Origin of the sequence: Clostridium sp. YIM B02555 (assembly GCF_022320955.1) — a bacterium.
GTDB lineage: Bacteria > Bacillota > Clostridia > Clostridiales > Clostridiaceae > Clostridium > Clostridium saccharoperbutylacetonicum.
On the sequence record NZ_JAKJJY010000003.1, the window covers coordinates 328276 to 342430 of the forward strand.

12 protein-coding genes are annotated in these 14155 nt (G+C 29.4%); 9 read left to right on the top strand and 3 right to left on the bottom strand.

Features of this window, described 5'->3' with window-relative positions:
* The first annotated feature begins 127 nt into the window (after window positions 1–127).
* From L3B98_RS07120 to L3B98_RS07145, 6 genes are all read left to right on the top strand, one after another.
* The gene (locus tag L3B98_RS07120) at window positions 128–1123 is read left to right on the top strand and encodes a sugar kinase (RefSeq protein ID WP_238916091.1); all 996 of its coding nucleotides are present in this window, start codon (window positions 128–130) and stop codon (window positions 1121–1123) included.
* Between the two features lie 385 nt (window positions 1124–1508).
* On the top strand, window positions 1509–2510 hold the full coding sequence (locus L3B98_RS07125; protein WP_238916092.1) for an acyltransferase family protein: 1002 nt from the start codon (window positions 1509–1511) through the stop codon (window positions 2508–2510).
* A 34-nt stretch (window positions 2511–2544) separates the two neighbouring features.
* Complete coding sequence (locus L3B98_RS07130; protein ID WP_238916093.1) at window positions 2545–2874, top strand: hypothetical protein; 330 nt, start codon at window positions 2545–2547, stop codon at window positions 2872–2874.
* A 178-nt stretch (window positions 2875–3052) separates the two neighbouring features.
* Window positions 3053–3838, top strand: a complete 786-nt coding sequence (locus tag L3B98_RS07135; RefSeq protein ID WP_077362999.1) for a helix-turn-helix domain-containing protein — start codon at window positions 3053–3055, stop codon at window positions 3836–3838.
* A gap of 243 nt (window positions 3839–4081) precedes the next feature.
* Entirely contained in the window at window positions 4082–5083 is a 1002-nt protein-coding gene (locus L3B98_RS07140; protein WP_238916094.1) for an acyltransferase, read from the top strand.
* Window positions 5084–5217: 134 nt separating this feature from the next.
* On the top strand, window positions 5218–6015 hold the full coding sequence (locus L3B98_RS07145) for an EFR1 family ferrodoxin (RefSeq protein ID WP_238916095.1): 798 nt from the start codon (window positions 5218–5220) through the stop codon (window positions 6013–6015).
* 95 nt (window positions 6016–6110) lie between these two features.
* Here L3B98_RS07145 and L3B98_RS07150 read toward each other — a convergent pair whose 3' ends face one another.
* Window positions 6111–7868: an N-acetylmuramoyl-L-alanine amidase family protein gene (locus L3B98_RS07150; protein ID WP_238916096.1), complete on the bottom strand. Its 1758-nt coding sequence runs from the start codon at window positions 7866–7868 to the stop codon at window positions 6111–6113.
* Window positions 7869–8275: 407 nt separating this feature from the next.
* Between L3B98_RS07150 and L3B98_RS07155 the strand changes: the two genes are divergently transcribed.
* Window positions 8276–9148, top strand: coding sequence for a cadherin-like beta sandwich domain-containing protein (locus L3B98_RS07155; RefSeq protein WP_238916097.1), 873 nt, complete (start codon window positions 8276–8278; stop codon window positions 9146–9148).
* A 75-nt stretch (window positions 9149–9223) separates the two neighbouring features.
* Here the strand turns inward: L3B98_RS07155 and L3B98_RS07160 are convergent, their stop codons facing one another.
* On the bottom strand, window positions 9224–10474 hold the full coding sequence (locus L3B98_RS07160; RefSeq protein WP_238916098.1) for a pectate lyase: 1251 nt from the start codon (window positions 10472–10474) through the stop codon (window positions 9224–9226).
* A 520-nt stretch (window positions 10475–10994) separates the two neighbouring features.
* Here L3B98_RS07160 and L3B98_RS07165 point away from each other — a divergent pair.
* Window positions 10995–11678, top strand: coding sequence for a zinc metallopeptidase (locus L3B98_RS07165; RefSeq protein ID WP_238916099.1), 684 nt, complete (start codon window positions 10995–10997; stop codon window positions 11676–11678).
* 19 nt (window positions 11679–11697) lie between these two features.
* A complete protein-coding gene (gene ftsH, locus L3B98_RS07170; protein WP_238916100.1) occupies window positions 11698–13536 on the top strand; it encodes an ATP-dependent zinc metalloprotease FtsH in 1839 nt (612 codons plus the stop codon).
* Between the two features lie 427 nt (window positions 13537–13963).
* Here the strand turns inward: ftsH and L3B98_RS07175 are convergent, their stop codons facing one another.
* Window positions 13964–14122 (bottom strand): hypothetical protein, encoded by a 159-nt coding sequence (locus tag L3B98_RS07175; RefSeq protein WP_238916101.1) that lies wholly within the window; start codon window positions 14120–14122, stop codon window positions 13964–13966.
* Between the last annotated feature and the right edge of the window lie 33 nt (window positions 14123–14155).

Here is a 14155-nt window from a genome sequence, read left to right on the forward strand (position 1 = left end):
GATTTTTTGGGTAATTTAGTTTATAATGTTCACGTGAACAACAACAATTTGGCGACTTGTCAAATGGAATAGAGATATTCTTTATAATTCAAAGAATATTAATTTATATTATATATGAGGTGGAAAAATGGGAAAAATAGTTACACTAGGAGAGATGATGCTTAGACTTTCACCATTAGGTTATGACAGATTCTCTCAAGCTAAACAGTTTAATGCATATTATGGAGGTAGTGAAGCAAATGTTTCAGTTTCACTTGCTAATTTTGGAAAAGAAACAAGCTATATAACTAAGCTTCCAGCTAATGATATAGCTCAATGTGCAATTAATGAATTAAGAAAATATGGTGTTGATACAAAAGACATAGTAAGAGGCGGAGAAAGAATAGGTATTTATTATTCTGAATATGGAGAATCACAAAGACCAACTAAGTTCGTTTTTGATAGAAAAGGTTCTTCAATGGCAGAAGCTAAAAGAGAAGATTTTGATTGGGATAAAATCTTTGAAGGTGCAGAATGGTTCCATTGTTCAGGAATAACTCCAGCGCTTTCAGAAGAATGTACTAAGATTACTTTTGATGCTGTTAAGGCAGCTAAGGAAAAGGGATTAACAATAAGTATAGATTTAAACTTTAGAGAAACTCTATGGGATAAAGCTTCATTTAGCAAAACTATAAGAGAACTTTTACCATATTGTGATGTGGCTCTTGGAAGTATTGAGGAAGCTCAAATGGCTTTAGGAGAAAAAGAAGATGAAAAAGCAGACTGTAAAGAAATACTTAAAAAGTTTGTTGAAAAATTCGATATGAAATATGCTACGATAATTTTAAGAAACAGATTTACAGCTGAAGATGTAGATTGGACAGCAGTTCTTTATGATGGACAAACTTTTTATAATGCAAAGAAATATGATATACATGTTATAGATAATATAGGTGGAGGAGATGCTTTTGCAGCATCACTAATCTATGCAATAACATCAGGATATTCAACTCAAGATATAATCGAATTTGCAACAGCTGGTTCATGCTTAAAATATAGTATGAGGGGTGATGCTAATTTATCAACAGTGGCTGAAGTTGAAAGCCTTATGTATGGAGATGCTACTGGTAAAGAAAAAAGATAATATTCTCAAGTTTTATAAAAAGCTGCCTTAGGCAGCTTTTTTATTTTTGCACTTGTTTTCTATATTCATTTGTGGAAGGCAAAATTTATTAAAAATATTATAAAAATGGCTTGTTTCTGAATATCCAACTGTATCTACTATTCCTTTAATAGATAGATATTTAATATGTGTTTATGTTGTAAATATAATAAAAATATTTTGGTCACAATATAGTGACGAAAGTTAAGCAAATAATAGCAATATAGGGAAAATATCAATGAAATTAGCTTAGATAATAATTTTAGTAAAATATTGAGAAAATTTGAGATTAGCAAGATGTTTTAATAGGGAATATAATATAATTGTCACTAAGTGGTGACACAAAATATTAAAGGAGTGATAACTATTGAGTAATAGAGAAAAAAATATTGATTCCTTAAGAGCCCTATGTGCCCTATTTGTAATAAGTGTACATGTTTGTGCACCTTACCTTACAGCCAATCTTAATGTTTTTAATTCAGACTTTGGGATTTCATCTACAATTCAAGTTTTTGCAAGAGTTGCAGTTCCTGTTTTTGCATTAATAAGTGGTAGGTATCTATTAAGTAATTGGGATGAAATGAGTTTAGCTGGCTTTTATAAAAAGAAATTTTCTAGAATTATAGTGCCTTTCATTTTTTCAATTATTATTTATGGCATACTAAGAATATTTGGTGAAAAGACTGCAACCTTTACATCTTATATTAATGATACTTTGAATGGGACTCCTTATGAACATCTTTGGTTTTTTTATATGATAGTTGGTTTATATGCAATAACTCCAATATTATACAAAATCAAAAACAAACTTTCTGCTAAAGCTTTTAGAAATTTAGGATTTATATTTCTTGTAATTGCAATAATAAGCGAAATGGTGCAAGGAGCACTTGGTTTTAAATATATTCCTATATTCTATTTTGTAGATTATCTTGGATTTTTTATAACAGGTTATACTTTGAAAGATTATAAACCAAAGTTCAATCCAAATATCTTACTTTTGATCTATTTATTACTCAGTATTTTGAGAGGAAGTCTTGCTTTAGTTTTACAGGCAAATGGCAACTTACTCTGGAGGTGCATGCATCTTTCTTCTGGACCAATAAACACATTAGCGGATATATATTTATATTTGTTTTTCAGTAATTTAAAACTTGAGAAATATAGATTAGCTAGTATAGGTAAATACACCTTGGGAATTTATATTATTCACGATATGTTTGTTCATGGAATAATGTATTTTACTAATAATACATTGACTGGGGTACTATTTGTTGATATATTACTTTATTTAGCAATAATCTTTAGTGTATCACTGCTAATAACAAAGTTAATGTGGAAATGGGGTTTCACAAGAAGAATAATTAAATAAAAAGGACTTAAGAATTATATGAGGAGGTTTTATCATGGTTCTAGTAAACTGTGTATGGAAACAAGAAGAGATAATAAAAAATATAGAGGCTTTAGAATATAAAGGAGAGCAATTATTTAAACATGTGAAAACAGAAGGAATGAGAATGTATTTTGATTCTATATTAGAAGATATGGCACGAAATATAGATGAATCATCGTTTATGGAATATATGCTTATAATGAAAGCTATAATGGAGATTCCTGGAAGTGCAGCCCTTGCAGTTAGTGTTTTACCTGTTGTTAATAATAGCGTATTTGAAGGTTATAAGTATACAGTATGCAGACCTAGTACACCAGTAAATAGCCAGAGACTTCTAAGGTAATAACTATTAGAAGCAAAAAGAAAAAGGCGTAGAAATGAACATTTAAAGCTGATAGTTATAGCTAAACAATAAATTTAGTGTTATATTCAAAAATTTTATATTAGTAAATATAGTTATGGAGGTTTATAATAAAGTTGTCACTAAATAGTGACTATGTTATATAAGGAGTGATTTATTTTTGAATATTACAATTATTACTTCAGAAAATAGAAGACTATATCCAGCAATAATATATAGTCTTGAAGATAAAGAACAAAAGAACCCAATTTTTGATTTAGATGATATTTACGATTTATTGTATAGAAATCAAAATATTTTAGTTATTTCAAGTCAATTTGATCAATATGGTAAGGAACTTAAAATATTCAATGGTGAATTGGGCAAATCAGATATAAAAGCAATGTTTGCATCAAAAGAGATTAAAGAAGGAAATGAATTAGATTCTGTCATGACTTTATCAGAAGCAGCTAAGAAATGGGGATTATCTAACGGATCAACTATAAGAAAAGCAATTGAAAGAGGAAAGTTTCAACCAAATGAAATAAAACATGCGGGTGATGTGTGGGTTACAACTTATTCAGCAATGGAAAGAGTATTCGGTACAATTAAAAATGAAGAAGATGCATATGTAATATATGATGATTTTGAAACTTTGTATTTTACTAAAGCCTATTGGGAGTATGCACAGTCAGCATATTTTAGTAATCCTGTAGTTGACGTTAAGACTGGAAATTTGGAAATGAAATATCAATATATAAAAGATGTATTTATTAAAGGGTTAAAGGCATTATGGGATAAGCAAAAGATAATTATAAAGAAAAGTAGATATAACGATGATATTAAACAGATAATTGGTACAGAAGAGGAATTTTACTTATATATTGAATTATTTCGAAGTAGAAGAAATTTATCTTCGGAATGGATTGATAGATTACTAAATGATTTAAAAACTTTTTCTAAATAAGAGTGTGTTTTAACAGGAATTTAGATTTTATCTGGATTCCTGTTAATTTATAAAAGCAACAATTTTTTATAGGCATTTACGGACATTTCAATGGCAAGAATGTATAATTTGGAAGTTTTATATAACAATTTTCTGTACGTTGCACTAATATATTGTTATAAGCAAGGGGGGATATAAATATGTTTATTAAGAGATGGCTAAGAAACATATTATAAAGATATATTATGTAAGGGGAGTTGTGAAATGGAAGAAGGTTATAGTGTTCATTATGGAATGGTTGATATGTTACGTCTATTATTTGCAATTGCTGTTGTATCAGTTCATACAATGGCTTTTAAGTCAATAAACGAAGACTTATGGATTGCTACTAGCATGGGAATTTCTAGACTTGCAGTTCCATTTTTCTTTATAGTTTCAGGTTATTTTTTATATAATAGAATTAAATCAAATAAGGAACCTAAATCAACCTTAAAGCGATTATTAATACTTTATGTTTCATGGGTTGCTATAGAAACTGTTACATTAATTCCAATTGTTTTGAATAGTTTAAATATGCCGTTAATAATGATAGTTGAAAGGTTTTTGTTTGTTGGTATTACAGGAAGCCTTTGGTATATATCTTCTTTAATTATTACAATTTTTATAATAGCACCATTACTAAAAAGAGATAAAATAATTCAGTTGCTTATAGTAGGATTTATTTTATATATATTTGGAACAACTGGGGATACTTATTATAAATTTTATGAAAATACTATGATAAACCCATTAATTAAAGGCTATACTCAAGTATTCTTATTACCACAAATAGGTATTACTGAATCAATTCTTTTTGTAACTTTAGGTGCACTGATAAACAAGCTAAGGTTAAATGAAAAAGTTAAATGTGCGGGAAAACTCAGTATAATCTCAATAATTATATTGCTAATTGAGGCTTTTGTATTAAACAAAACTGGGATAGCCAAAGATGCAAATATGTATTTATCAGCTATTTTTGCAGCTCCACTTATATTTATTTGGGCAATTAATTACAAGAGAAACATTTCAAATAATATTGCAAAAATATGCAAGGAATATAGTGTAGGAGTATATTGTTCTCATCAAATTATAATGATTGGACTCATGATGTTTTTGCCAATAGTTGCTGCTAATACTATGATTAGATTTATATCAACCTTATGTATTTCAGCATTAGTTATCACATTACTTAGAAAAACAAGAGCAAAAAAAATTCTTTTGAAATAGATATAATGAAATCCCTTGAATATGCTCGAGGGATTTTTTAATTTTATAATTTTAGATTAATTGACAATTAATGAATGAACCTTGATAATAGCAATATAGATATATAGTAAGATTTAGAAATGGGGATGGTAATTATGGTTTTTTATTTTTCTGGCACTGGAAATTCACTATATGTTGCAAAAAATATAGCTTTAAAACAAAATGAAGAAATTATTTCAATTGCAAAAGAAATTAATTTAAGTAAAGAAGTATATGAGTATAATTTAAAATTAGATGAAAAAATAATATTTGTTTTTCCAATATATTCATGGGCACCACCTAAAATGGTGTTAGAATTTATAAATAAGTTGAAAATTAATAATTATCAAGGAAATTATATAAGTTCAATTGCAACTTGTGGTGAAAATATAGGTAATACTATGGAATTATTAAGTAAAAAGTTGCAGGAGAAAAATTTGAAGTTAAATAGTGGTTTTTCAATAGCAATGCCGAATAATTACATTATATTTGGAGATGTATATAAAAAGGAAAAGAATGAAGAATTAATTAAAAATTGTAATGTTATATTAGAGAATATAAATAACGTAATAAGCAATCTAGAAAGAGATAAATTTAATGTTGAAAAAGGTAATTTACCTAAAGTACTGACATTTATCATAAATCCAATGTTTAATAAATTTGCATTAAATACTAAGAAATTTTATGCAAATGATGATTGTATAGGTTGTAAAGTATGTGAGAAGGTATGTAATAATAATTGTATAAAAGTAAATAAAAAACCGGTATGGGGAGAAAGCTGTTCTCAATGTTTAGCTTGTATAAATTATTGTCCTAAAAAAGCTATACAATATGGGAAAAGTACTTTAAATAAAGGGAGATATACAAATCCTAATATAAAATTAGAGGAAATGTTCGTACGCGGAGTTATATAAGTAAGGAATTAAAAAAGTATTAAAGAACAAAGTCTTCAATACTTTTTTAATATTTAGGTTGAGATTACTAATAAAAATTTTAAGCTATAACTTATTTATCCAATCCAAGCTCCATTTGAACCTAATTTGTATCCATTAACATAAGTATTAGCAAGCATAGCACCATTTTCGTTTAAGTAATACCATGCACCATTATCGTTTAACCATCCAATCTTCATTGCACCTGAAGGTTGTAAGAAGTACCAAGTACCTTTGTCATTAAACCAACCAGTTTTCATAGCGCCAGATTCACTTAAGTAATACCAATTTGTACCTTCTTTTATCCAACCTTTAGCCATTATACCATCAGTTTTCATATAGTACCAAGTACCATTATTAGAAAGCCATTGACCTTTAACTTGGACTCCATCATTATTGTAGAATAGCCAGCCGGCAGTAGTATTTACCCAACCTTTATTTACAGTTGGAGTATTAGTATTATTATTATTATTTGTTGTTGAAACTTGTCCTCCTATCAATGAGTATACTTCTTGGCTTTGATTCCAAATAACGATATTACTGTCATCATAAACAAACATTTTATTGAAAGAACCATCAACTTTATATACTTTTATCCAATCTGTATTATCATCCCATTTATAGAGATACCCACCTGATAATCTCCATAAGTTTCCGTTAACATCTGTATCAATGGCGACTTTATTATCAATAACTTCGGCTACTTCACTTGATTGTTCACTCACATTTGTATAGTTATAAGAGCTTTTTGAACTTAATGTTATAGTTTGGGTTTTTATAGCATTTCCGCTTATACTATAATTAATTAATTTATCATTAGAAATAGTATAGTTGTTAAGCAAAGTGTGATTTGAATCTAAAGCATTACCGTTGTCTTGTGAAATTATATAGCTAGTTACTGAATTAGCATATTTCACTCCATTTATATTACCAGAAGCTTGAGCTTTTGAAATTTTTTGAATAACATTAAAGCTTATACTACCAGGGACTGAAGCATCAAATATAGATTTCCCTGCAATAGTGACTCCATTTATTTTAGTTATTGCAACACTAGAATTTGATGATGTTACAGTGATTTTAGCTTTTCTATATATAAACTTACTATCTTGACCAATAACATCTAAATTCGTTGAGCTAACACTGGCTGATATGACTTTAGTTGCACCTGATCCATCATATTGATCATTAGTATTTAAAATAGTTGCTGTTTTTTCAGTAGAACCATTGTTTGTTGTAATTCTTAGGGAACCAATATTATAGTCTGCATCAATATAGTTTCCATTTTCATCAGTATAAACATTTAGTGAAGTTGCATTTCCATTAGTTGTTTTATCAGCAGTATATTGAATTCCATACCAAGGGGTAGAGAATTTATTACCTAATAGTTCTTTATCAGCTAAACTTTTTAGAGTTGATGCATCAGCTGAAGTATACCTTCCATCAGAATCACGTTTTATATTTTTTCTTAAAGCTGTTGCTGCATCATCTTCTGCATTTTCTTTAATAGATTTATCTGTTAGCGAGCCAGTAGTTAAATCAATAAAATATTTTCCGTTTTGAAGTGAAGCATACTTTGAACCATAATTTTCAACCGATGAACCACTGTCAATGTCTGATAAATTATTAAGCTTTCCATTTGATAAATAGTTGGCTGAATCTTCGCTATTATTAACATTACCATCAATATAAAATTTTCCATCTTTATAAGCTATTGCATTATATATAGTACCTTCTTGAGTATTGGTTTTCTTGTAATCAATTGCATTGGCAGGTATTGTTGAAATAATAGCTGCTGCAACTAAGAGGGATGCTGTTTTGCTCATTCCTTTTATCATATTAATTCCTCCATTTTTTGTTATAATTGCTGATTTTATAAAAATGAAAGCTTTATTTAACTTTCTTGCTATAATATACAATAGATCTTAATACAAAGGGGACTTTTTTTTGAAAAGAATCGAAAACAAAAAGTTTTCGGTATATATTGTATAATTATGTGTTATTTATGATATTACAAATTAATGTTTGAATTTTAATTTGTATTTTATAAATTAAATAGAATTAAAAGTACCTGAAATGAATAAGAAAATTGTATTATGTAGTGATAATGTGGTATATTAGAACAGCAGTATTATTCTTCTTTATTAATATAACAATAGTAATATAAGAAGAAAAATGAAAGTTTTAATTACATTATATATAATAAATTTATCTTAGAAGTATTAAAAATCAGGGAGAAGATGATATGAACAAAAACATTAAGAAAATTATTATTACTGCTTTTACAATGATTATGCTTGGGGGGATTTCACAATTAAATAATTTAAAGCTCTTGTCAACAGAAGCTCATGCTGAAACAGGCAATTTAACAATAATTAAAATAAAAACATATAAAGAAGATGTATCGAAGACTTATAATGATGAAGTGCAAGGAAATGTATATCTAAGAACTCTTAGTATAAGTGATGGTGATTTGAGTTTTTCTAAAGAAAAAAATAGTTATGATGTTGAAGTTGATGATGGAATTAGTGAAATTGCTATAATTGCAAAACCAGATTGTGATAATGATGAATATGATAATTATGAAATTACAATAAATAATGTAATTGTTAAAAAGGATGATAAATTCAAAAAGATAGTATCGTTAAATAAGGGAAAAAATATAATAAAGATAACTGTTAAAAATAACAAGGATGGAAAGCGAACTTATACAATTAATATTACAAGAGCAAAAGCATCATCAGATAATGATAACCCTAATAATGAGGCAATTACAGCTTTAAAGATAAAAGCAAATCAGTGGGTTATGGTTAATGGAAATTGGCAATATAATGATTCTCAAGGGAATCCAGTGAAAAACAATTGGATAAAAAATTACTATTTAAATGGAAATGGGAATGTAGCCACAGGATGGTTATATTATAGTGGAAATTGGTATTACTTGGGAGGCGATGGCGCTAAAAAAATAGGTTGGCAATTAGTTGGTGAAAAGTGGTATTACATGGATACTGAAGGAAGAATGCAAACAGGTTGGATTAAAGATAAAGATGGAAAATACTATTATTTAAACACTAATGGTGAGCTGACTTATAATAATTTAATTTATGAAAATAACTAGCTCTTGATAAAATTTCGATATATATAGTATATTACTCGATATGTTAAAAAACGAATTGAGTAATATACTATTTTTTTAATTGAAACAACCTAAACCTTTAAGTTTACTATTATTCGTTAATTTCATAAAACTTATATCAGGTAAAGCACCATCAGCACCTCTATCTTTTGTAAGCTGGCTTGTGTCAAAACTTTGAAAATTATCAGCTGAAATCATTGAAGCATCCATGTTCCATGAATTATTTGAATTATTTTCTGATGGAAGGTTAGCTTCATCCAAGGTATTATTTTTATAAGAAAGATTGTAATGTAAAACTTCTTTTGTACCTGGAACATCTATAGGATTGCTTATACTTTCGCATTCAACCATATTAAAGTTTCCTTTCTTATTATTATAAGCAGTGTTATTTGTCCAAATTGCTGATTGTCCTGGTTGATGATTAGCATAAAAGCCATGAGCGCCATTATTTACAGAAAGGCAGTTTTTAACAGTATGGACTGGAGGCGTGAAATCTATTGCTTTTTTCCCCCAGCCACCAATCTTAAAACCATTAGAATCTCCTCCAGCATTCATATTGAAAGCCCAGCAAGAATCGAATGTATTAGTACCTTTTGAACTAATACAATCATAACCATCATCACTATTGTTCCAAGCACGGCATTCTTTAAAGGTAACGCCATCTCCATGAGCTCCAAAGCCATCAATGTTTCCAATTGATATACCTTTAACACCAATATTATTATAGGAATCACATCTAAAACAAGCTCCTGTGGCATGTCCTGTAAAATAGAAGCCAATAGCTTGATTATTTGAACAAGTAACTTGGTTAAAAGTGGCATTTCCTTCTATTCTAAAACATTCAGATTGCTTTTGACTCCCTACAGGAACCCCTGTAACTTTTATTGATTGAAAAGCTACATCTTTTGCTGATGGTTTTATATAAAAGGCTGCTACACGTTTTGTAGTTGGCATATTTGAAAAATCAAAAACTGGAACATCACTTGAAGAATAAGCTTTGTATGTAATTCCACTTTTAGAAATTTCATTTACATAATTATAAATGGCATCTGAATCATTAATTGAAAAATCTTTATAAGTACCACCAAGTATGTAAACTGTATCACCAGAAGAAGCTGCTTCTTGTGCTTTTAAGAAACTTGCAAAGGGCTTTTCTAAGGTGCCAGGATTATTATCACTTCCATTTGTAGCTATAAAATAGCTTTTTGAAGTAACAGCAGGCACTGAAGAAGAGGTACATGCTGTTATTACTGTGCTTAATAAAATTGTAATGAAGCATAAACATAGTCTTTTTATTGATTTATTCATAAAAGTTCTCCTAACAATAATCTGTAATTTATTAAAATTAATAATACATATTAATTAAATGAAGATATGTAGATTATACAATAATTGGAGTTTGTTGCTAAAATATATGATAGAGGTATTATGTGAAATATAGGTGAAATTTATAAAAATTAATTCTATAATCATAATTTTACAGTGAGTACAAACTTAACAGAATATTCATGATTTTTTTTGTTAATGTATATTGACACCTTATAATAAGGTATGATATACTACATACAACTTAGGGGAGTAGCTTACAAGCTATAGAGCCAACAGCCGGTATTTTAGATGCCTGGTTCTATACTCCATACGGAAAGCAAGACCTTTGATATGATTTAGTTATTACTAATCAATTCAAAGGTCTTTTTTTATATATTTTGCTAAATAAATTGTTCAAGACATAAATATTTCAAAAGCAAATCAACATTCATTGGTAATTGAGTATTGACATTGATAATTGCAATATATGCCTAAGATTATTAAATTGGAGGGAAAAAATATGAACATATATTATTTTATTTTAGTTTTACCAGCAATAGTTTTTTCGCTTTATGCTCAGTTTAAGGTAAAAGGAACCTTTGACAAATATAGCAATTATGGAAATGCGAGAGGGTTAACTGGTGCTCAAGTTGCAAGAAAAATTCTTGATAGCAATGGACTTTATGAAGTAGTTGTAGTTCCAACTGAAGGAAGCTTGACCGATCACTATGATCCTTCTAAAAAGGTAGTAAGATTATCTGAAACAGTATATTATAGTAATTCAGTTGCAGCAATTGGAGTTGCAGCGCATGAGACAGGACATGCAATTCAACATAAAGTAAAATATGCTCCACTTCATTTAAGAAGTAGTCTTGTACCAGTTGCAAATATAGGATCTATGGCTGGACCATATATGGCTATTTTCGGATTAATGTTCCAAGTTTCTTGGCTTGCAGAACTAGGTATATTGTTTTTTGCAGCAGCAGTAGCCTTTTATCTTGTAACTTTGCCAGTAGAATTCAATGCAAGCAGCAGAGCACTTTCAGAATTAGAGACTCAAGGATTGCTTAATTATAGTGAAATTGCTCCGGCAAGGAAAGTTTTAAATGCAGCTGCCATGACGTATGTTGCTTCAGCTATAACTGCTATTGCTAATTTACTTAATCTCGTAATTCTATTTATGGGAGATAGAGACAGAGAATAATAAAAAGGAGGAAGATTTTATGCTTAAAAATAAAAAAGGATTGCCTCAGTTTCTTACTGTGGCAGTCATAATTACAATACTAATAAATATAGTAATATATTTTGTTTCTCAATCAAACTATAAACAAATTGATTATAGTGAATTTCTTACAATGGTAAATAACAAGCAAATTGAATCTGTTCAAATTGATAGTGATAGGCTTGTAATTACACCTAAAAATGAAGATAACGCTTCTGCTTTAAATAAAAAATTATACTATACAGGTAATTTAGATTATCCTCAGTTAGTAGACAAGTTATATAATGCAGATATAAAATTTACTACACCTGTTAAGAATACTCAACTTCCAATAATTAGCTTTTTACTTTCGTGGATTTTACCTTTTGCATTATTCTATTTTCTTGGTAATTTCCTTATGAAGTCTATGGGCAATAAGCTTGGAGGAGGCGCAATGTCTTTTGGAAAAAGCAATGCCAAAGTATATGTTGAAAAGACCACAGGCGTAAGTTTTAAAGATGTAGCTGGACAGGAAGAAGCGAAGGAATCTCTTAAGGAAATTGTTGATTTTCTACACAAGCCGGAGAGGTATACAAAGATAGGAGCTAAGCTTCCTAAGGGAGCACTTCTTGTAGGGCCTCCAGGTACAGGTAAGACATTACTTGCTAAAGCAGTAGCAGGAGAAGCAAAGGTTCCTTTCTTCTCACTTTCAGGATCAGGTTTTGTTGAAATGTTTGTAGGAGTTGGTGCTTCAAGAGTTAGAGATTTATTTTCACAAGCAGAAAAACAAGCCCCATGTATTATTTTCATAGATGAAATTGATGCAATAGGTAAGAGTAGAGATGGGAATATAGGTGGAAATGATGAAAGAGAGCAAACATTAAATCAGCTTTTAGCTGAAATGGATGGTTTTGATTCATCTAAAGGAGTTGTTATTCTTGCAGCAACAAATAGGCCAGAAGTTCTTGATAAGGCTCTTTTAAGACCAGGACGTTTTGATAGAAGAGTTATTGTTGATAAACCTGATTTAAAAGGAAGAGAAAATATTCTTAAGGTTCATTCAAAGAATATAATTATGGATGAAAGTGTAAAACTTAATGATATTGCTCTTGCAACAGCAGGTGCTGTCGGCGCCGATTTAGCTAATATGGTTAATGAAGCAGCCTTAAGGGCAGTAAGAATGGGAAGAGATAAGGTAAAACAGGAAGATTTATTTGAAGCAGTTGAAACTATAATTGCAGGTAAAGAGAAAAAAGACAGAGTTATGTCTGAAAATGAAAAAAATATAGTTGCCTTCCACGAAGTTGGACATGCATTAGCTTCTGCACTTCAAAAAAAGACTCAGCCAGTACATAAAATCACAATTGTACCAAGAACAATGGGAGCATTAGGTTACACTATGCAGATGCCTGAAGAAGAAAAATATCTTATGACAAAAGAGGAAATATTAGAACAAATAATAGTTTTACTTGCTGGAAGAGCGGCAGAAGAGCTTGTGTTTAATGAAGTAACAACTGGTGCTTCAAATGATATTGAAAGAGCTACTAGCCTAGCAAGACAAATGGTAACTATGTACGGCATGTCAGATAAATTTGGTATGATTGGACTTGAATCAATACAAAATAGATATCTTGATGGACGTCCAGTTAGAAATTGTTCAGATGAAATTTCTGCTGAAGTTGATCGTGAAGTCATAAATATTATAAATAAAGCTTATGAAAAGGCAAAGGAACTTTTGAAGATCAATATGGAAGCTTTAGGTAAAATATCATCTCATCTTATTTTTAAAGAAACAATAATGGGAGAAGAGTTTATGGAAATTTTAAATTCAGTCCAAAATAAAGAGTTAGTAGATGCTTAAGCTAGAGATATCAATGCGCAGAATTAGACTTATGTGGTAACTTACCGAAATATGATACATTTATCTTCCGCAGGACTAGTGGAATTTTCGCTGGAAGGTTCTAAATGTGGGCTTGTCATCATTTCAGCGTGTTCCAGATGTAAAATTTGAACAAGCTGAAAATGAAACAAGCCCACATTAATACCCTTCAACAGCTCAATTTCACATGCCTGCTCCAGAAAAAAATGTATCATATTTCTAGTGTAGTTTAGTAATTTTAATTTCTCAAGAGTGTATACCCATTAATAAGTTTGATTATTCATTTGGATATCTATAGAATTGAGCAGAAATAATTTATAATTATGCAAAAAGCTCTACTTATAAATATAATAGGCACTAAAACATCTATAAATTATAGGGTTTTAGTGCTCTATTTTTATAATTAGTATTATCTCAATCTATCAGAGGAATTTGAAGAACTTATTACTTCTCTTTTCTTAGAGGTAATGGTTTTGTCAGAGTCTTTTTTTGAATTTGTGTCACTAGTTAATTCTGAGGGGGAATTTAATATTTTTAAACCTGGTACATCATAAGCATTACGAACCATAACGTTGTTCTCCTTTCATTATTCATAATTTAG